The organism is Haloferax sp. Q22 (assembly GCF_001482285.1).
Lineage (GTDB): Archaea > Halobacteriota > Halobacteria > Halobacteriales > Haloferacaceae > Haloferax.
In genome coordinates this window covers 18,303-36,535 of the sequence record NZ_LOEP01000034.1, presented here as the reverse complement: position 1 = coordinate 36,535, position 18,233 = coordinate 18,303, and the positions used below count along the sequence as shown (strand labels likewise).

Sequence of the window (18,233 nt, the reverse complement as noted above, 5' to 3'; positions counted from 1 at the left end):
AGATTTGTGTCATAGGCAACCGAATCTCTCCGCTTCAACTCCTTTGATTTAGCGACCCATCCCGACGCTGTCTAGTGATTCAACACAGCCCTTTAGAGCGATGCGCTGGCGAGCCAAGCCGAGTCCAGAGTGGCGACGATTTCGGAGATTCGAGAGTAACTCGACGAACTCAGGGGACAGACCGGCGGCCTGCAAGAACAGCTCGAAACGTTCGACTGCGAGGTTCCGTCCGGCGGCTGAGGCGGGTCGCGCCGGGTGGCGTCCGGTCGAGTCGAGTCGAAACCGCCCGAAAACTCGATTTTGTGGTCACTCGGGGAGCGAATAAGAGAACGCGAGCGAAAAAGTCAGCCCGCGGGCGGTGACCGCGACCGCAGACGCCGCGGCGGGAACCGACTTCGCGCGCCTCAACCGCGACCGAACGCGGCGGGCTGCGCGGTTATTCGAGGTCGAAGCGGTCGTGGCTCATGATCTTGTGCCACGTCTCGATGAAGTCCTCGACGAACTCCTCTTCGCCGTCGTCGCCGCCGTACACTTCCGCGATGGCGCGCAGGCGGGAGTTCGAGCCGAAGATGAGGTCGAAGCGAGTGGCCTCCCACTCGACGTCTCCCGTCTCGCGGTCGCGCACTTCGTACAGGTACTCGTCGTCCGAGACCGGTTCCCACTCGTAGTCCATGTCGAGCAGGTTCTCGAAGAAGTCGTTCGTGAGCGTCTCGGGCTCGTCGGTGAGGACGCCGAGGTCGGAGTCCTGGTAGTTCGCGCCCAGCGCGCGCATGCCGCCGACGAGGACGGTCATCTCGTGCGCCGAGAGGTCGAGCAGGTCCGCCTTGTCGACGAGCAGGTCCTCGGGACGCTCGTCGACGTCGTCCGCGACGTAGTTCCGGAAGCCGTCGGCGTCCGGCTTGAGCATCTCGAACGACTCGACGTCGGTCTGTTCCTGCGACGCGTCGGTCCGACCGGGCTCGAACGGAACCTCGACGTCGTAGCCGGCGTCGGCCGCCGCCTGTTCGATGGCCGCAACGCCGCCCAGCACGATGAGGTCCGCGAGCGAGACGCGGGTGTCGTCGGACTGCGCGGCGTTGAACGACTCCTGAATCCCTTCGAGGGTGCCGAGCACGTCATCGAGCTGGTCGGGCTCGTTGACTTCCCAGCTACGCTGGGGTTCGAGGCGGATGCGCGCGCCGTTCGCGCCGCCGCGCTTGTCGCTGTCACGGTACGTGGACGCCGAGGCCCACGCCGTCTTGACGAGCTGGGAGACCGAGAGGCCCGAGTCGAGAAGCTCGGTTTTGAGTTCCTCGACGTCCTCGTCGTCGATGAGGTCGTAGTCGGCGTCCGGGATGGGGTCCTGCCACAGCATCGCTTCGTCCGGAACCTCGGGTCCGTGGAGCCGGGACGGCGGGCCCATGTCGCGGTGCAGGAGTTTGTACCACGCCTTGGCGAACGACTCCTGGAACTCCGCGGGGTCCTCGCGGAACTCCTCGAGCACCGCGCGGAAGTCGGGGTCCTTCTTCAGCGCGATGTCGGTGGTGAGCATCATCGGGTCGACGAACTGGTCGGGGAGGTGCGCGTCCGGAGCCGCGTCCGGAATCTTGTCCGCGGGCGACTCGTCGGCCGGCCGCCACTGCCACGCCCCGCCGGGGCCCTTGTGGGCCTCCCACTCGTAGTCGAGCAGGTTGGCGACGTAGCCCATGTCCCACTGGGTCGGCGCGCTGGTCCACGGACCCTCGATACCGCTGGTGATGGTGTCGGGGCCCTTTCCGGAGCCGTGGTTGTTCTTCCAGCCGAGGCCCTGTTCCTCGACCGGAGCCGCTTCGGGCTCGGCTTCGAGGTTGTCGCCGGAGTCCGCGCCGTGGACCTTCCCGAAGGTGTGGCCGCCGGCGATGAGCGCGACGGTCTCCTTGTCGTTCATCGCCATGCCGCTGAACGTCTGGCGGATGTTCTTCGCGGAGCCTTCGAGGTCAGGTTCGCCGTTGGGCCCCTCGGGGTTGACGTAGATGAGGCCCATGACGGTGTTGCCGAGCGGTTCTTTGAGGTTACCCTCCTCGTCGAAGCGGTCGGGGGAGGTCGTCTCCCACTCCTCTTCGGGACCCCAACTGGGGGCCTTGTCGCCGACGTAGTCGTCGGCGCGGCCGCCCGCGAAGCCGAACGTCTCGAAGCCCATCGATTCGAGGGCCACGTTGCCGGCGAGGACGATGAGGTCGCCCCACGAGAGCTGGTTCCCGTACTTCTTTTTGACGGGCCAGAGGAGTCGGCGCGCCTTGTCGAGGTTCACGTTGTCCGGCCAACTGCTGATCGGAGGGAGGCGCTGGTGCCCGCCGGAGGCGCCGCCGCGGCCGTCGTGCGCGCGATACGTCCCGGCGCTGTGCCACGCCATTCGGATGAAGAGGGGACCGTAGTGGCCGTAGTCCGCCGGCCACCAGTCCTGCGAGTCGGTCATCAGCTCTTCGAGGTCGGCTTTCACCTGCTCGTAGTCGAGCTTCTGGAACTCCTCGGTGTAGTCGAACTCCTCGCCCATCGGGTCGGTCTGTTGTGCGTTCTGGTCGAGGATTTCGAGCTTCAACTGGTTCGGCCACCAGTCATGGTCGGAGCCATTCATACGCCAACGGTTACCGCTTTTGGGTGATAAAATTGACTGATTTTGAATTAAGTCTTGGTTATAGCCAAAGCAATCTTTTTACTTTATGAATAATTCTCAGTGGAGGGCTCTTGACGAGTATGTGTTTCCCCTATCTTATTGTCTTTTTGACCGGTTGTGGGTTGTCGGTGGAGTTACCTATCGAATATTGTTGTTCTGCTGACTGGTTGAGGATCGCTGGTCCTCGCGCAACCGGCGCACGAAAATAGTCGCCCGCGCGTGTGACCCCGAGCGCGGCGCGAGCGGCGCGGAATGCCATCGGGGTGGTCCGGCAACCTACTGCCGTAGTGGACGCGGCGGCGAGACTGCGGTCGTCGCCACCGCGCCCATCGCCACGACAGGGTCGACGATGGGTATCGGAACGTCGGCCCGCACGTCGGGTATCGCGCCCGACGAGGAGATGCCGGTACAGCTCGGCGCGACGACGTCGCAGCCGGCGTCGACGAGGCGGTCGACCGCCGCTCGAATCGCCGCCCGCCCCTCCTCGGTCGTGAGGTAGTTCGTCGTCGCCGCGCCCTCGACGACCTCCTCGGCCGCGAGTCGGTCGCCGAGCAGGTGTCGGATGCTCGACCCGGCCCCGTTTTCGAGGCCGAGCGTCCCGACGCGCTCGCCGCGGGCAGACGCGACGGCGGCCACGCCCGCGCCCGCGCCGACGACCGGGATGTCGAGCGCCTCGCCGAGCAGTTCCACGCCGGGGTCGAGCGCGCAACTGACGCAGAGCGCGTCGACCTCGGTCGCCATCTCACGGCCGAGCGCCTCGATGTACGGGAGGGCGTCGGTCTCGGCGGCCGCGTTCGGAATCCCGTCGGGGTGGTCGGGGATGCACCGTGACACCGTCGAGACGTGCGGGTAGTGTCGCTCGATGAGTCGTCCGTGGTGGGCGACCGCCTCAGGGTCGTCGACTGTGAGCACGCGGAGGACGCCGAGTTCGACCATCAAGCGGCCCCTCCGGCGTTTCGCTCGGCGTCAGAGCCGCCGTCCGCGTCTGCGTCCGCGTCCGACGGTTCGTCGATGCCGCGAGCCTCGAAGAACCCCTGCTGGCGGAGCGCGTCGAGCAGTTCGCCCTCGCGGCGGTTCATGAAGCCGTTCGGCCCCCAGTAGCGTTCGAGCGTCTCCTGCCACTCGCGGCGGTCGTCGCCGTAGACGCTGTCGCCGTACATCTCGTTCATCACGTCATAGCAGGCGTCGAGTTGCGCCTCGGTGGCGTCGCGGTAGCCGCCCTCGTGGAGCACCGTGTCGAGTGGAACCCGCGGGGCGTTTTCTGTCGCCTCGCCGTGACGAGGGACGCCGAGACAGAGTCCGAAAATCGGCAGGACGCCCGCGGGAAGGTCGGCCGTCGCGGCGACCTCGGTGAGGTTGTTCAGGATGTTGCCGATGGGGCAGACACCGTAGCCGCGGCTCTCGGCGGCCAGCATCACGCCCATCGCGGCCAGCGAGGCGTCAATCGACCCCTCCAACAGCCCCATCGCGGGCGTCATGCGGAACTCGCGGTCGCGGTGTTCCAACAGCAGTCGAATCCGACGGATATCGATGCAGACGAGGAGGAAGTGGCTCGCCTCCTCGACCTGCACGGTGCCGCGGCTACACAGTTCGTGAATTCGCTCGCGGCGGTCGGAGTCGCGTATCCAGACGAAACTGTACATCTGGGCCGTCCCGCTTGTCGGGGCCTTCCGTCCGGCGTCGACCATCGCGCGGACCTCGTCGTCGGGAATCTCGGCGTCGGTGTCGAACTGGCGGACCGTGGCGCGACGTGCCAGCCACGGGGCGAGGTCGGGGACTTCAGCGGCCGCCGCATCGAGCGCGGGGCGGTCCGTGCGGTCAGCGTGGCCCGTGTGGTCCGTGCCCTCGCGACCACCGGTTGCGGGTGTCCGGTCGCTCACACGAGCACCTCGCCGTCGGCGACGACGACCTCGCCGTCGAGCGAAACCGTCGGTTCGAGGATGACGCCGTCGAGGTGCGAGTCGCAGTCGATGATCCCGCCGAAGCCGAGGTTGTCGCCGAAGGCGACGTGGCAGGTCCCGTACACTTTCTCGTCTTCGAGGACGGTCCCGATGATGCTCGCCGCCGGGTTCGTCCCGAGACCAAGTTCGCACACCCGCCGGGCGCAGTCGTCGCCGCTCGTCGCGTCGAGGAACTCGTCGGCGGCCGCGCCCTCGACGGACGCGATGCGCCCCTCGTCGAGTTCGACCGTCAGCGGGTCGTCGAGGACGCCGACGCCCGCGAGGCCGCCGTCGAAGACGAGCGTGCCGGTTGCCGTCCCCTCGACCGGCGCGATGTAACTTTCGCCGGACGGGAGGTTGCCGGAGTCGCCGGGTTCGGCGATGATGCCGTCGCTCGGGATGCCATCGCGGCCCGAAAGCGACATCGTCGCCGACGCGTCGCCGACCTCGATGCGGGCCTCGTCGGCCGCGGTGAGCTTCTCCGTGAGCGCCGCCGTCAGGCGCTCGACCTCCTCGTAGTCGGCCGTAATCGCGCCCTCGCCGAACATCTGGTCCGTGATGCCAGGCATCGTGGCGACGCGAGCGCCGGCCTCCGTCGCGGCCTCCCGGGCCCGCGTGTGCGTCAGCGACGCGCTGGTCGGACAGACCACGATATCGGCCGACGCCATGGCGCGGGCGATCGAGTCGGGCGGCTCCATCCCGTTTCGCTCCATCGGCGGAATCTCGAACAGGCCGGACTCCAAGCCGAGTTCGACCCCGGCCTCGAACAACGCCCGCCCGATGTGGTTCGTGTCGGTGTCGGTCACGACGAGGAGCGTCTCTCCGGGGGCGGCGTTCATGTTCTCGGCGAGGAGTCGCGTCGCCACCTCGTGGTAGTCGGCCACGTCAGAGCACCTCCTCGGCCGTCTTCGCCAGCACCGACCGCCCGAGCAGGACGCTCGTGTCCGTAATCTCGCGGACGGTCGCCTTCATCTCGGGCGTGTAGCCCATGCAGTCCATCACGATGAGGTCGGCGTCGGTGCCGATTTCGGCCGCCGCGGCCGACACCTCGTCTTCCTCGGCGTACGGCGACCCCGCGGCGGTGACGAGGTCGTAGTCGGCCCACTTCTCGAACGTCATGGCCTCCTGTTCCTCCTTGGGCATGATGACGCCGAGGGTCCCCCCGTCGAGGATGGTCGAGACCCACGCCGAAAGCAGGTCGCTCGGCTCGAAGACGGGCACGGTGGCGTCGAACGGCGGGAAGTGACCCGTACAGAGGACGCCGATTGCCGTGACCTCAGATTCGAGGTCGCGGATGCGCTCTCCGAGGAGTTCGACGACCGACTCGCGGTCGACGGTGACGGGCGTCCCGTCTGCGAGTCTGGAGACGTACACCGCCTTTCCCTCTCGCGGGCCGACCGCAGCTTCGACCTCGGCCGCCGAGTCGAACTGGTCGAGCGCGCCGACCTCGATGATGTCCACCTCCGGCGGGAGGGCCGCCGCGATGTCGGGCGTCACGTCGGTCCGGGGTGCCTGCCCGATGGTCACCAGTCCGAGCGTGGACATCTCAGACGCCCTCGCCGAGGGTCTGGAGGCGGCCCATCGAACCGTACAGCGACGTGAGGCGGTCGTACTCGGCCTCGTCGTAGAACGACGCGCGGCCGCGGGTGAAGTCCTTGGCCGTCTCGACGACGAACCCGGTCGCGTCGAGCAGGTCGGTGAGGTAGTTCGCACCGGTCCCACAGCCGGGGACGGGCGAGACGCTCGTCGTCGCCACGCCCACGACGGGCGCGTCAGTCGCCGTCGCCGGCTGGAGGATGCTGTTGATGTGGTGGACGTCGTTGCCGTAGGGGGTGATGTCCTGCATCGTGAGCGTGAGCGTGCTCGGCGGGCGGCCGGTCGCCCGCTCTTGGATGTCGAGGAGGCTGTCGCTCACCTTCAGCACCCACCCCTCCTTGACGGTCGGCGTGATGGCGAAGCCGCGCTCGCAGTGGACGCGGTTGCCTTTCGTGGCGTCGACGGAGACGACGGCGTCCATCTCCTCGTCCACCTCGTGTTCGTTCATGGTGCTCGTATCGACCGGACTGCCCATGAAGGGCACCGGGTCGTGCGGGGAGGTCGGCGCGTCGGGACAGACGTGCGTGGCGATGCGAACGTCGCCGGCGAGCACGTCGCCGCGGGTGCGCATCTCGCCGAGGTGGAGCGCGACCGCGAGGGCGACGATGGCCCCGTCGGCGTCTGAGACCGGGCCGAGTTCGGCCGGTCGCGCGGCGACCCCGCCGAGGCGACCGATGACGCCGAGCGTCGGCGCGTCCGGGTCGGCTCCGGGGACGACCGTCTTGACGAAGTCGGTCGACCCCTCGTCGGTCGAGATGGTCGTCACTTCCGTGTCGAGACCGTACGTTTCGAGTGCGTCGCGTACCAGCTCGCCGTCCGCGTCGGGACGGCTGAGGATGTCGTAGGCTTGCTGAATCTTGTCGAACATGAGTTTCGTTAGTTGAATACGTGTGATTTGACCGCTTTTCCGACCGCCTGTTCCACCGGGTCGAAGAGCGCCGGGTCGGCCATCCCCGCGCCCAGAGAGAGGTTCGCCGCGGGCGCGACGACGACCGCCACCGACCGGCCCTCCGCGAGTTCCGCCGTCGAAACGGGCATCCCCGTCTCGGCGTCGAGCGTCGTGATGAGGTCCGGGAACGTCGCGAGGCGCTCGCCGTCGAGTTCGAGCGTCATGTACTCGTTCCAGAAGGTGAGTTCGCGCCCCTCGATTTCGACCTCACCCACGTCGAAGCCGCCGGTCGTTTCGAGCGCGAACGACTCGACGGGACCGACGAGCGAGACCTCGCCACCGAGGACCTCGGCGACGCGTTCCGCGGCGTCGCGGCCGCCGTCCGCGAGTCTGACCGCACGGCCGACCGCTTCAGCCTGGTCGTACGTGTCGAGCGCCGCGTGCGCCTCGGCGTAGCGCGCCGAGACCGGGTTGCGAGCGACGGCGACGAGGCCGCCGGCGTCTTCGGCCGCGTACCGGACGAGCGACGCCGCTGTGCCGAGTTCCGCCTCGACGACCGTCTCCAGTCGGCTGGCGGTCCCGGGCACGCCGCCGACCGCCGCCTGCATCGAGTTCGCGTCCTGCGACAGCCCGATAGAGCCCATCGGCCCGGTCGGGTGCGCCCGCCCGTTGCAGGCCGCATCGACGAGCGGGAGGCCGGTCACGGCGGACTGGAGCAGACCGTTTACCGTGGCGAACCCGCCCATCTCGTTCGTCATCAGCGCGCCGACGGTCGTCCCGTCGGCTGCGAGTCTGTCCACCAGTAGTTCCACCGCGCGCACGTAGTCCGCGGGGTCGACGTGGCTCTCGGTCGCGGCGGGCGCGCCCACGCCGCTGACGGTCACCACCACGTCCGTCGGGTCGAGGTCGGCGACCGAGACGATTGTCGGCCGGCCGTACTCCACGGCGAGTTCGCCGAACTCGGTGCCCTTCGAAAGCGAGCCGCCGCCCCCGCCGCCGAGGACCGCGCCGCCGACCGCGACGTCTTCGACCCATTCGGCCGTTATCGCCCGCTCGCCGTCGGTCGGGGCGGGTCCTGTGTCGTCCGGTTGCGGGCTCTGTGCGTCGTCTGTCGGCGCGTGCTCCGCGCCGTCTGTCTGTGTCCGCGTGTCGTCTGTCGTCATTGGGGTGCCTCGGGGGTGTCTGTGTCGTCGGCCGCTACGCTGAGGAAGGCGTTCGGCCGCTGTCTGTCGGCGTTGCGAAGCGTCGCGGTCCCCCGCGCCCGGAGTCGCTTCATGCCCGCCGCGAGCAGGTGATACGTCTGGTCGCGACCCATCGATTCGAACAGCCCGTCGGACTTCGCCACCGCCGTGGCGCAGACCTCGCCGTCGCGGCACGGCCGGTCGCAGGCCGAACACGCCGGCTGGGCGGCCTTGAACGCCGCCGGGTCCGACGCGCACGACAGGAGGAGTTCGTCAGTCCACGGGCGGTTCTGCCGCGCCCGCCGGAGGGCGGCGAGACGGTCTGTGCGCTCTGCGGTCATTCCCACTCCGCGCCCTCCTCGAACCGGTCGTCGTGGAGGAAACACCGCGAGACCTGGTCCGGCCCGCGGTCGTACAGTTCGGGTTCCTCGACCGCACAGGCGTCGAACTCGTGGGCACACCGCGACCGGAAGGCACAGCCGCTGGGCTTTTCTCTCGGGTCCGGCACCTCGCCGTCGAGCGTGATTCGGTCGGGTTTCGCCAGTTCGTCCTCCTCGCTGATGGTCGAGATGGCGGAGAGGAGCGCCCGGCTGTAGGGGTGTTGCGGCGACCCGAACACCGAGTCCACGTCGCCGACCTCCACGAGCCGCCCGAGGTACATGACGCCGATTCGGTCGGCGACGTTCTTCAGGAGCGAGAGGTCGTGCGTGATGAACAGGTAGGTGATGCCGAACTCATCCTGTATCTCCTCGAGGATGTTGATGATGCGGGCCTGCACGCTCACGTCGAGCGCGCTCGTCGGCTCGTCGAGGACGACGAACTTCGGATTGAGCGCCACGGCGCGGGCGATGCCGACGCGCTGTTTCTGGCCGCCCGAGAGCTGACCGGGGTAGCGGTACATGAACTCCCGCGGAAGGTCCACCATGTCCAAGAGTTCCTCGACCCGTTCGAGTCGGGCCTCGGAGTCGCCGTAGTCGTGAATCTTCAGGGGGGCCTCGATAATCGACTTGACGCGGTGCCGCGGATTGAGGCTCGATGCCGGGTCCTGGTGGACGATTTGCATGTTCCGGCGGAACCGCTTGAGCTCGCCGTCGGAGAGGTCGACGACGTTCTGGCCGTCGATTTCGACCCGCCCGCTCGTCGGCTCCGTCAGGCGGAGCATCGACCGGCCGGTCGTCGTCTTGCCGGACCCCGACTCGCCGACGAGGCCGAACGTCTCGCCCTCCGCGATGGAGAAGCTTACGCCGTCGACGGCGCGGACCTCGCCCGCCTTCTTCTGGAAGATGCCCTCGAACAGCGGGAAGTGTTTCTTGAGGTTCTCGACCGTGACCATCGGGTCGTCGAGGTCCCGGTCGCGCTGTGCCGCCGCCGTCGATTCGGTCGTGTACGCTGAGTCGTTCATTGGTCCGTCCCCCCGTCGGCGGAGATGTCGCCGGGTGCGTCGCCGCTATGGGTGTCGCCACCAGCAGACAGCCACGGCGCGGTTCCGATATCGACCCGTTCCGCGGCGAGCGACTCGTGACGCTCGCGGGCGGGGAGCCCGTCGAACAGGTGACACGCGGTCGCGTGGTCAGGGCCAGTCTGCCGCGGGTACGGGTACGCCTCGTGGCAGTCCGGTTCCGCGTGCGGACAGCGGTCGGCGAACCGACAGCCGGCCGGCGGGTTCGTGTAGTCGGGCAGGTGCCCCTCGATGCCGTCGCCGATGCCGGTCGAGAGCGTCGGGATGCTCTCCAGCAGCCCGCGGGTGTAGGGGTGCTGCGGGTTCGCAAACAGGTCGGCGGTCGGCGCTTGCTCGACGATTTCGCCCGCGTACATCACGTTGATGCGGTCGCTGACCTCGCGGGCGACGCCGAGGTCGTGGGTGATGTAGAGGACGCTCGTGTCGCGCTCTTCGACGAGTTCGTCGAGGAGGTCGAGCACCTTCGCCTCGGTCGTCACGTCGAGGGCGGTCCCCGGTTCGTCGGCGATGAGCAGGTCCGGCTCCGACAGGAGCGCGATGGCGATGAGGACGCGCTGGCGCATCCCCCCGGAGAGTTCGACCGGGTAGCTCTCGAAGACGCGCTCGGGGGCCGAGATTTCCACCTCGCCGAGCATCTCGATGGCCCGCTTCCGGTGTTCGGCTTTCGCGCCGGTGGACAGCGCGTCGCGGACGAGTTTCGACAGCGACAGGCGCGGTCGCCCCTGCCACTTCAGCACGTCCATCATCTGCTCGCCGACCGTCAGGACGGGGTTGAGACTCGTCATCGGGTCCTGCATTATCATGCTCATCTCCTTGCCGCGCCGCGAGTGGCGCTCGGCGTCGGAGAGCGAGAGCACGTCCTCGCCCTTGTAGCGAATCTCGCCCTCGGGGATGGTCGCCGAGGGGAGCAGTCCCATGATTGACTTCACGGTGACGCTCTTGCCACAGCCCGTCTCGCCGACGAGCGCCGCGGTCTCGCCGCGGTCGATGGCGAAGTCGATGCCGTTTATCACTTCGGCCGTCCCGTCGTGGGTCTCGAAGTGGACGTGGAGGTTCTTCACCTCTAAGATGGGATCCGCCATCTCAGTCCACCTCCACGTCGAGCACGTCGCGCAGGCCGTCGCCGATGAAGTTGAACCCGAGGACGGCGAACGAGATCGCCAGCCCGGGGAACACGGCAATCCACCAGAAGCTCGTGACGTAGTTGCGGCCCTGCGCGATCATCGCACCCCACGTCGGCGTCGGCGGTTGCGCACCGAGGCCGAGGAACGACAGGCCCGCGCCGACGAGGATCACGAAGCCCATGTCGAGGGTCGCCTTGACCGTGATGGGGCTGACGACGTTCGGGAGAATCTCCCTGAACGTCGTCCGCACCCATCCCGACCCGAGCGCCCGACTCGACTCGATGAACTCGTCTTCCTTTATCGAGAGCACCTCGCCCTGCACGAGGCGGGCGTACCACGACCACCACGAGAAGGCGATGGCGACCATGACGTTGAACAGCGACGCGCCGGTCGCGGCGACGACCGCCATGGCGAGGAGCGTGGGCGGGATGGCGAGGAAGATGTCCGTCACCCGCATGATGACGGTGTTCGTCGTCCCGCCGAGGTAGCCCGCGATGAGCCCGAGCGTCACGCCGATTGAGATGGCGATAGAGAGGACGATGCCGCTCATCAGAAGCGACAGCCGCGCCCCGAACAGGACGCGGCTGAAGATGTCGCGGCCGGTCGTGTCGGTGCCCATCAGGTGCGTCGCGCTCGGCGGCTCGCTCGCCTGGTCGAAGTAGACGCCCGCGCCGGCGTGTTCGGGGAACGGCGCGAGGTACGGCGCGAGGAGCGCCGCGACGACGAGCGTCAGAATCATCGCCAGTCCGACGAGCGAGAGCTTGTTGCCCGCGAAGGTCCGAAAGCCGCGTTTGAGCTGTCGAATCCGCTCTTTCCGGGCGGCGCTCTCGGTGTCGAGAAACGGGATGGAGGTCTTCGTGGACATGACTATCCCTCCTCCAGCCGCACCCGCGGGTCGAGGTAGCCGTACAGCAGGTCGACCACGAAGTTGGCGGTCACGAAGCCGATACCGACCACGATGGTGACGCCGACGATGGCGTTGAAGTCCTGATAGAGGATTGCTTGGACGCCGTAGCGCGCCATCCCCGGCCACGCGAAGACGATTTCCACGAGGAACGCGTTCCCGAGGAGGAAGCCGAAGGCGAGACCGACCACCGTGAGTGAACTCGTAAAGGCGTTTTGCAGCATGTACTTGTATTCGATGAGGGTGTTCGGGAGGCCGTAGGCCCGCGCGGCGAGGACGTAGTCCTTGCGCTGCTCGTCGATCATGTCCGAGCGGATGAGCCGCATCACCTGCGCCAGCGTGGCGAGACCGAGCGCGACGGTCGGCAACAGGAGGTGCGTGGCCGCGTCGACGAACGTCCCGAACTGGCCGGCGATGAGGCTGTCGACCAGATACAGGCGCGTGACCGCCGGTGGGGGAGCGACGCCGTCGCTGAGCCGCCCCGAGAGGGGCAACAGCCCGAGGCTGACGACGAAGACGATTTGGAGGACGATAGCGACCCAAAACCGCGGCATCGACACGCCGAACAGGGCGGTGATGCGCGAGAGGTGGTCCTGCCAGCGGTCCTTGTTGGTCCCGGCAACGACGCCGAACGGAATCGCCAGTAACACGGCGAAAAACAGCGTGACGACGGTCAGTTCGAGCGTCGCGGGCAGGCGGGCGACGATGTCCGAAAAGACGTTGTTGTTCGTCCGAAGCGACATTCCCCAGTCGCCCTGCACGACGCCGAACAGCCAGTCGGCGTACTGCATCGGCAGCGGCTGGTCGAGGCCCATCTCGGCCCGGAGTGCCGCGACTTGCTGGTCAGTTGCTTCCGGTCCGAGCGCCAACCGAACAGGGTCGCCCGGAATCACGCGGGATATCAGGAAGATGAGCACTGACAGCCCGAAGATGACGGGGACCGAGTGGATTGCGCGCCGAACGAGGTAATCTACGTATGACATTGGTGAGTTTGGAAAGACGGCCCGAAACGGGGCGTCGAAAGTCGTCGGGCGACTACTTCGCCCGGCCCTCGCCGCTGCGAGTCATGGAGTGGACGTCCCAGTCGAACGACATCACGCCGCGGTACTGCCAGCCCTCGACGTTTTCGTTGATGCCGATGCGGTACGGCGGGTTGGCGATGTAGACGCTCGGCATGCCCTCGACAATGAGCGCCTGCGCCTCCTCGTACTTCTCCAGCCGCGACTGGAGGTCGGTGGACTTGCGCGCCTCTTCGAGAGTGGCCGCGATTTCGTCGGTGGAGTACCACGACTGGGAGATGTACGACCCGAACGAGGAGGGGTGGTACATCAGGTAGGTGTGGCTGTCCGGCGACGGCATCTTCGCCGTGTGGAAGATGTTCGTCATGTGGGCGGTCGACTCGGCGCTCGTCGCGCGGTCGGTGAGGCGGGCCCACTGCAGCGGGTTGATTTCGAGGTCGATGCCGAGTTCGTTCAGCCCGGCCTGGTTGAGAAGCCCCATCTGGCGCTGGAGTTCGGTGCCGGCGACGACGACGTGTTCGAGGCCGATTTCGTTGATTTCGTCGACGGAGTAGTCCGCCTTGTCGAGGAACTCCTTGGCCTTGTCGAGGTCCTGTTCCATCGGGACGAGGTCGTCGTTGTGGCCCGCCATCTCACGGGGGACCGGCCCGGCAGCGACGCCGCCGCCGCCGATGATGTCGTTGACGGCGCTGTCGTAGTCGAACGCGTAGGCGATGGCCTTCCGGACGTTGATGTCGTCGGTCGGTGCCTTCTGGCAGTTCAGCGGGAAGTGGAACAACTGCAGCTGCGGCACCTCGGGGACGCGAACGTTGGCGTACGAGTCCATCTCGGCGTACGCCTGCGTGCCCATGTACTGGTCGGTCATGTCGCCTTCGCCCTGCTGCATCGTCGTCTTGATGGTGGACTCCTCGGTGATGACCGTCGAGCGGAACGTGTCGAAGCTGTCCTCGCTCCAGCCCTTCCAGTAGTCCTCGTAGGCGGTCGCCTCGATGGAGTTTCCCTGCTCCCAGTTGTCGAGGACGTACGCGCCGGAACCGGCGGAGTTGTTCTGAAGGTAGGCGTTGCCGTGGTCGCCGTCCTGCTCGTTCTCCTGGACGACGGTGCTGTTGACGATGTAGAACTGGACGAACGTCGCCAGCGCCGGGCCGTACGCCTGATTGAACTCGAAGGCGACCGTCTGCTCGTCGCGAACGGTGATGTTCGAAGGGTCGAGGTAGTCGAGCCAGAACGACGAGTACCCGCGCTGGAGTTCCAGCATCCGGGTGAGCGAGTACGCCACGTCGTCGGCGGTCAGCGGCGTGCCGTCCGAGAACGTTACGTCGTCGCGGACGGTGAACACCCACGTCTTCCCCTCGTCTTCGGTGTCCCAGCTCTCGGCGATGTGCGCCGTCGGTTGGAGCGTCTCGGCGTCGACCGTGATGAGTTCGTCGTAGAGGTTCTGCGCCGCGAGCCCCTGCGTGTAGTCGACCTGCTCTGCGGGGTCGAGCGTCCCGAAGACCTGTCCGGCGACGAAGTGGAAGTCGTTGCTGGCCCCGCCGCTTCCGCCGTCGCTCGTTTGTTCAGCCGTGGTCGAGTCGCTCCCGGAACTCCCGTCGGTGGTCTCGGTCTGCTGGGCCCCCTGACAGCCTGCGAGCGCGACGCTCGTCGCTCCCGCACCGATGAGCTTCAGCAGTTTTCTGCGTTCTATGTTGCCGGTTGGCATGGAGAGTTGTGGATACCCTATTCGTATAAAGCTTTCCTAGTGATTGAACATATCGTCTACAATAGAAGTTGATTCATCTAATTTTAGTTTTGCAATAATTTTGGAGAGGGCCGAGAACACGAGGATATGAACGAATACGCCACTTGATCAGATATAGAAGTCGAATCAACTTGGGTTGACTCAAAATAAGCCATATATACACAGCTAATCGTGAGATTTGTGGACAAGAATGAGCGCGTTAATCGCGGGAGCGTCGCGTCGAGCGCGGTCGAGGCCGAGGCGGAATCGGCGACTCCGTGAGCGGTTACTGCGGGAGAAACAGGGCGGGTTCGGTGTGTCGGAACGAGCAACGACGGGTGTTTCCCAAGTCGCTCACCGTCGTCCGAATCTCGGATTCGGTTCGGAGCGTTTCGACGAACGAGTGGTCGGTATCGGAGTCGTAAAACACGGGATAGAGGACCGCTTCCTTCGTTTCCACGGATTTCACGACGACGACGAAGATTCGAATGTTCGTGTCGCGGGCGCGGTAGACTTCGAACTGGTCGAACGCCGTGTCAGGCCCCGAGACAGCCGATTCAAGCGCTTCGAGTTCGGAATCCGGAACGAGGAGACGGAATCCGGAGTCGGCGGCCGCCGCCGCGTCCGTGGTGGATACGTCCCCGGGATGAAGAACGAGCGTCTCCCAGCCTGAATCTTCGAGTTCCGCCGAAACCTCGTCGATCTCGGTGAGGATGTCAGCCCAATCGGCGAGGGCCTTGTTCGTTCGGTTGATTTTTCCGCGTACCATGACGACACCCTCCGTGAACGCGGAGTAAAAGTGTTTGGTGCCCGAAACGCGCGTTCCCCCGACGGCCTTCGATTTCGGTCGTTCGCCGTCCCGAAATGAGTGAACGATTCGTTCACTAAATGTATCCGATTCGGAGATTTTGAAGAAACATTCATATATATGAAGCTAAGCGGTATAACCGTGAAGATAGCAATGCCCGATTCGCAGGAGTGGATAGAGGACCCGCGCGTTGTCGAACTTCTCGAAGACCGGATGGACAAGAAGGACTATCTCATCTTCCGCGAACTGAACAAGGACGGGCGAATCTCGGACACGGAGCTCGCCGACCGCGTCGGCCTCTCTCGGACGGCCGCGCGGCGGCGACGCAAGATGCTCCAGGAGGACGGCATCCTCGAAATCTTCGCGCTATTGGTCTTTCGGGCGGCCGACTACCCCTACGCCGAGGTCCACATCTCGTACGACAAGGGTTCCACGAACGACGAAATTACGGCGTTTATCGAGCGACTCCTCGACGAGGGGCTGGTCTACGAGGTCGCGGAGTGCATCGGCGAGTACGACCTGCTGATTCGCGTCTGGCAGTCTTCTCTGAGCAGTATCAACAGCTACGTCCGCGAACTCCTGCAGGACAGTGACGTGGTCGACACCTACACCATCGTCCCCATCACCGACTCGTACAAGATGTTCCACCGGACGTTCTACAGGCCGGGCGAAGAGGCACCCGACGCGTCGTGACCGAGTCGCGGGTCGCCGCGAGCGAGAGTCGGGTCGAACGTACAATCCGAGAGCCGTCGGTCCTCGTGGGGCTTCCGACCGCCCGAACCAACACGTTTTAGGTTGGCCTAAACAATCTGTCGAGCGAACGACGCACGGACCGCGGCGTCGAAACACGGCCCGCGAACCAGTAGACAGAGACACCATGGTCGGCACGACACTCACCCAGATTCGGACTCACATCGAATCGCTCGCGAGCGACGACGGGGCGTACGAACTCGTCTGCGGACGGACCGGAGAGCGGCCGGTCCCGGTCGACGGGCTTCGGTTCGAGGACCGTTCGACGGGGGAGGCCGCCGCCCGCGCGGCGAGACAGTATCGCTCGGCTCTCCGGCGGTACGACCCGAACGTCCCGTACTACGACCTCATCGTCTCGGAACACGACGACGTTCCGGGCTTCGGCGGCGCGAGCGCGACCGCCGACGGCTGGGCGACCGCCGGGGCGACGCCCGGTCTCCCCGAACCGCCCTCCGGCTTCGACCTCGGAACCGATGCGGACGGCGGACCCGAGTGCGACAACGGCGGGGAGCGCTCCGAGCGGGTCGAGTTCTGTCACCGGGTCGCGGCGGCGGTGTTCGAGGCGCTCGTAGACGCCGGCCACCGGGCGGTCGAGACGGCGGTGATGGACGCGTACTTCGACCTCGCGGAGACGATGTCCAGCGCGGACGACCTCTGTCTGCGCCTGCTGGAGAGCATGGCGACCGCGCTCCACGTCCATCTCACGTCGGCCGAGCAGGCTGACGTGCTCGAACGCGCCGCCTCGAACATCGCGTCGCGGCCCGACTCGGCGGGAGCGCTGGGGGCGACGCTGGCGGAGATGGAACGGCTCGACCTCGTCGGGTCGTACACCTGCTCACCGTGGCGGCCCGGCCCGGACGCCAGCACGAGGTCGGCGGAGCTGACCCTCGAAGGCTACGCGCTCTCGGCGCGCGAGGGGCGGCTTCCGGTGTTACCGGTCGTCCTCGATCTCTACCGCCGGGCGGAGTCGTGGAAGCCCGTCTCCCTGCACGTCACGCCGGCCGAGGAGGGCTGGCACGCGACGCTCTCGGTCTCCTCGAAGTCCAACGCGGTCGGGCTGGCGAGCGTCCCGATTCACGAGCGCGCCGCCGACTGACTCGTTTTCTGTCCCTCACCACACGCCGACGCGACGGACGCGCTTTCGAATCCGTCTCAGGTCCGAAAGCCGCGCAGGAACCCGGTGGCTACTCCACCGCACCCGAGTGACACGAGGAGTTCGAACGTCCGCACGACGAGCACCGCCGCAGCCGCCCCCGCGGCCGGCGCGCCCGTGGTGAGGCTGAGCGCACCCGCGAGAAGCACGTCGTACGCGCCGAGGCTCCCCGGAATGGGGACGACGCTCGCCGCCTGCGGGAGCGGGATGACGGCGACAATCGGGAGAAACGCCACCGTCGTGCCGGTGCCGGCGAGCGCGACCCAGAGTGCGAGCGACGTGATCAGCTGCTCGAAGACGCCGCTGAGCGCGATGAGGCCAAGGAGTTCCGGCGCGTCTCGGAAGTGGACGACGCGCTCCCAGAACCGTCCGACCGCGTCGGCGACGGCCTCACGGCCGACCGGTGTCTCGCGAGTGAGTCCAGAGACAACGCGGACGACCGGGGCCAAGACAGCGACGACGACCGCCGAGAGCGCGTCTCGCGCCCAGATGAGTGCGGCACCGACGACAAACAGCGCGACGACCGCGCCGGCCAGCGTCACGAGGACGAACCGCGGCGTCGGCGCGTCGAGAAAGAGGACGCCGACGATGGCGACCGACAGGAGGAGCTGTGCGGCGGATTTGACGTACTTGGCGACGCCGCGGACCCCGAGGGCCTCGCTGTAGCTCGTCTCGGTCGCGACGCCGAAGAACTGCGCCATGATTGGCTCCGAGCTCACCGGGCCGGCGGGGCTGAGTACGTCGAAGAAGTCGCCGGCGAACGCGAACTGGACGCTCGCCCGCGGCGAGAGCCCGTCGCGGAGGGGCCGAACCGACGCCCAGACACCGAGACCGTCGACGGTCGCCTCGGCGAGCATCAGAGCGCAGACGACGCCGACGGCCCACGGGGCGACGGCCGCGACACGCGAGCCGACCGCTTCCGGGCCGACGTACCAGAGGTACACCGCGAGCGCTCCGATACCGAGTCCCGCACCGACGACGAACCGAACCCCGCGTCTCACACCCGAAGCAAGCGAGGCCCGCTACAAAACCGCCGCGGCTCGCGGCCGCGCACGGTC

The 18,233-nt window shown here is 66.8% G+C and carries 17 protein-coding genes; 2 read left to right on the top strand and 15 right to left on the bottom strand.

What is annotated here, in order from left to right; translation table 11 throughout:
• Positions 1 to 436: 436 nt before the first annotated feature.
• The 14 genes from katG to AM590_RS16490 all read right to left on the bottom strand — a co-directional run bounded on the left by katG (position 437) and on the right by AM590_RS16490 (position 15,233).
• Complete coding sequence (gene katG, locus AM590_RS16555; protein WP_058828424.1) at positions 437 to 2,593, bottom strand: catalase/peroxidase HPI; 2,157 nt, start codon at positions 2,591 to 2,593, stop codon at positions 437 to 439.
• A 315-nt stretch (positions 2,594 to 2,908) separates the two neighbouring features.
• On the bottom strand, positions 2,909 to 3,568 hold the full coding sequence (locus tag AM590_RS16550) for an aspartate/glutamate racemase family protein (RefSeq protein WP_058828423.1): 660 nt from the start codon (positions 3,566 to 3,568) through the stop codon (positions 2,909 to 2,911).
• Positions 3,568 to 4,512 (bottom strand): nitroreductase family protein, encoded by a 945-nt coding sequence (locus AM590_RS16545; protein WP_058828422.1) that lies wholly within the window; start codon positions 4,510 to 4,512, stop codon positions 3,568 to 3,570. Before AM590_RS16545 ends, AM590_RS16550 begins: the two co-directional genes overlap by 1 nt.
• Complete coding sequence (locus tag AM590_RS16540) at positions 4,509 to 5,456, bottom strand: aminopeptidase (protein ID WP_058828421.1); 948 nt, start codon at positions 5,454 to 5,456, stop codon at positions 4,509 to 4,511. Before AM590_RS16540 ends, AM590_RS16545 begins: the two co-directional genes overlap by 4 nt.
• Before the next feature lies 1 nt (position 5,457).
• Positions 5,458 to 6,117 carry an AroM family protein gene (locus tag AM590_RS16535; RefSeq protein WP_058828420.1) on the bottom strand — a complete coding sequence of 220 codons (660 nt, stop codon included), beginning with the start codon at positions 6,115 to 6,117 and terminating at the stop codon, positions 5,458 to 5,460.
• A 1-nt stretch (position 6,118) separates the two neighbouring features.
• Complete coding sequence (locus AM590_RS16530; RefSeq protein ID WP_058828419.1) at positions 6,119 to 7,036, bottom strand: DUF1177 domain-containing protein; 918 nt, start codon at positions 7,034 to 7,036, stop codon at positions 6,119 to 6,121.
• Between the two features lie 8 nt (positions 7,037 to 7,044).
• Complete coding sequence (locus AM590_RS16525) at positions 7,045 to 8,220, bottom strand: DUF917 family protein (RefSeq protein ID WP_058828418.1); 1,176 nt, start codon at positions 8,218 to 8,220, stop codon at positions 7,045 to 7,047.
• On the bottom strand, positions 8,217 to 8,579 hold the full coding sequence (locus tag AM590_RS16520; protein WP_058828417.1) for a hypothetical protein: 363 nt from the start codon (positions 8,577 to 8,579) through the stop codon (positions 8,217 to 8,219). Before AM590_RS16520 ends, AM590_RS16525 begins: the two co-directional genes overlap by 4 nt.
• Complete coding sequence (locus AM590_RS16515; protein WP_058828416.1) at positions 8,576 to 9,640, bottom strand: ABC transporter ATP-binding protein; 1,065 nt, start codon at positions 9,638 to 9,640, stop codon at positions 8,576 to 8,578. Before AM590_RS16515 ends, AM590_RS16520 begins: the two co-directional genes overlap by 4 nt.
• The gene (locus AM590_RS16510; protein WP_058828415.1) at positions 9,637 to 10,779 is read right to left on the bottom strand and encodes an ABC transporter ATP-binding protein; all 1,143 of its coding nucleotides are present in this window, start codon (positions 10,777 to 10,779) and stop codon (positions 9,637 to 9,639) included. The genes AM590_RS16515 and AM590_RS16510 overlap by 4 nt, the downstream gene beginning before the upstream one ends.
• A gap of 1 nt (position 10,780) precedes the next feature.
• Entirely contained in the window at positions 10,781 to 11,686 is a 906-nt protein-coding gene (locus tag AM590_RS16505; RefSeq protein ID WP_058828414.1) for an ABC transporter permease, read from the bottom strand.
• Between the two features lie 2 nt (positions 11,687 to 11,688).
• A complete protein-coding gene (locus tag AM590_RS16500) occupies positions 11,689 to 12,708 on the bottom strand; it encodes an ABC transporter permease (protein WP_058828413.1) in 1,020 nt (339 codons plus the stop codon).
• Positions 12,709 to 12,760: 52 nt separating this feature from the next.
• Positions 12,761 to 14,446, bottom strand: coding sequence for an ABC transporter substrate-binding protein (locus AM590_RS16495; RefSeq protein ID WP_058828412.1), 1,686 nt, complete (start codon positions 14,444 to 14,446; stop codon positions 12,761 to 12,763).
• Positions 14,447 to 14,750: 304 nt separating this feature from the next.
• Positions 14,751 to 15,233 (bottom strand): hypothetical protein, encoded by a 483-nt coding sequence (locus AM590_RS16490; protein WP_058828411.1) that lies wholly within the window; start codon positions 15,231 to 15,233, stop codon positions 14,751 to 14,753.
• A 192-nt stretch (positions 15,234 to 15,425) separates the two neighbouring features.
• Here AM590_RS16490 and AM590_RS16485 point away from each other — a divergent pair, with 192 nt between their 5' ends.
• Together AM590_RS16485 and AM590_RS16480 are read left to right on the top strand one after the other, a co-directional pair.
• On the top strand, positions 15,426 to 15,965 hold the full coding sequence (locus tag AM590_RS16485) for an Lrp/AsnC family transcriptional regulator (RefSeq protein ID WP_058828410.1): 540 nt from the start codon (positions 15,426 to 15,428) through the stop codon (positions 15,963 to 15,965).
• Between the two features lie 184 nt (positions 15,966 to 16,149).
• Positions 16,150 to 17,118, top strand: a complete 969-nt coding sequence (locus AM590_RS16480; protein WP_058828409.1) for a hypothetical protein — start codon at positions 16,150 to 16,152, stop codon at positions 17,116 to 17,118.
• A 56-nt stretch (positions 17,119 to 17,174) separates the two neighbouring features.
• Here AM590_RS16480 and AM590_RS16475 read toward each other — a convergent pair whose 3' ends face one another.
• Positions 17,175 to 18,176: a lysylphosphatidylglycerol synthase transmembrane domain-containing protein gene (locus AM590_RS16475; protein WP_058828408.1), complete on the bottom strand. Its 1,002-nt coding sequence runs from the start codon at positions 18,174 to 18,176 to the stop codon at positions 17,175 to 17,177.
• Positions 18,177 to 18,233 lie beyond the last annotated feature (57 nt).

Excerpts from the sequence above, each read along its gene's own strand:
- katG (WP_058828424.1), bottom strand. The coding sequence starts at position 2,593 with ATGAATGGCTCCGACCATGACTGGTGGCCGAACCAGTTGAAGCTCGAA.
- AM590_RS16550 (WP_058828423.1), bottom strand. The coding sequence starts at position 3,568 with ATGGTCGAACTCGGCGTCCTCCGCGTGCTCACAGTCGACGACCCTGAG.
- AM590_RS16535 (WP_058828420.1), bottom strand. The coding sequence starts at position 6,117 with ATGTCCACGCTCGGACTGGTGACCATCGGGCAGGCACCCCGGACCGAC.
- AM590_RS16530 (WP_058828419.1), bottom strand. The coding sequence starts at position 7,036 with ATGTTCGACAAGATTCAGCAAGCCTACGACATCCTCAGCCGTCCCGAC.
- AM590_RS16525 (WP_058828418.1), bottom strand. The coding sequence starts at position 8,220 with ATGACGACAGACGACACGCGGACACAGACAGACGGCGCGGAGCACGCG.
- AM590_RS16520 (WP_058828417.1), bottom strand. The coding sequence starts at position 8,579 with ATGACCGCAGAGCGCACAGACCGTCTCGCCGCCCTCCGGCGGGCGCGG.
- AM590_RS16515 (WP_058828416.1), bottom strand. The coding sequence starts at position 9,640 with ATGAACGACTCAGCGTACACGACCGAATCGACGGCGGCGGCACAGCGC.
- AM590_RS16510 (WP_058828415.1), bottom strand. The coding sequence starts at position 10,779 with ATGGCGGATCCCATCTTAGAGGTGAAGAACCTCCACGTCCACTTCGAG.
- AM590_RS16505 (WP_058828414.1), bottom strand. The coding sequence starts at position 11,686 with ATGTCCACGAAGACCTCCATCCCGTTTCTCGACACCGAGAGCGCCGCC.
- AM590_RS16500 (WP_058828413.1), bottom strand. The coding sequence starts at position 12,708 with ATGTCATACGTAGATTACCTCGTTCGGCGCGCAATCCACTCGGTCCCC.
- AM590_RS16495 (WP_058828412.1), bottom strand. The coding sequence starts at position 14,446 with ATGCCAACCGGCAACATAGAACGCAGAAAACTGCTGAAGCTCATCGGT.
- AM590_RS16490 (WP_058828411.1), bottom strand. The coding sequence starts at position 15,233 with ATGGTACGCGGAAAAATCAACCGAACGAACAAGGCCCTCGCCGATTGG.
- AM590_RS16485 (WP_058828410.1), top strand. The coding sequence starts at position 15,426 with ATGCCCGATTCGCAGGAGTGGATAGAGGACCCGCGCGTTGTCGAACTT.
- AM590_RS16480 (WP_058828409.1), top strand. The coding sequence starts at position 16,150 with ATGGTCGGCACGACACTCACCCAGATTCGGACTCACATCGAATCGCTC.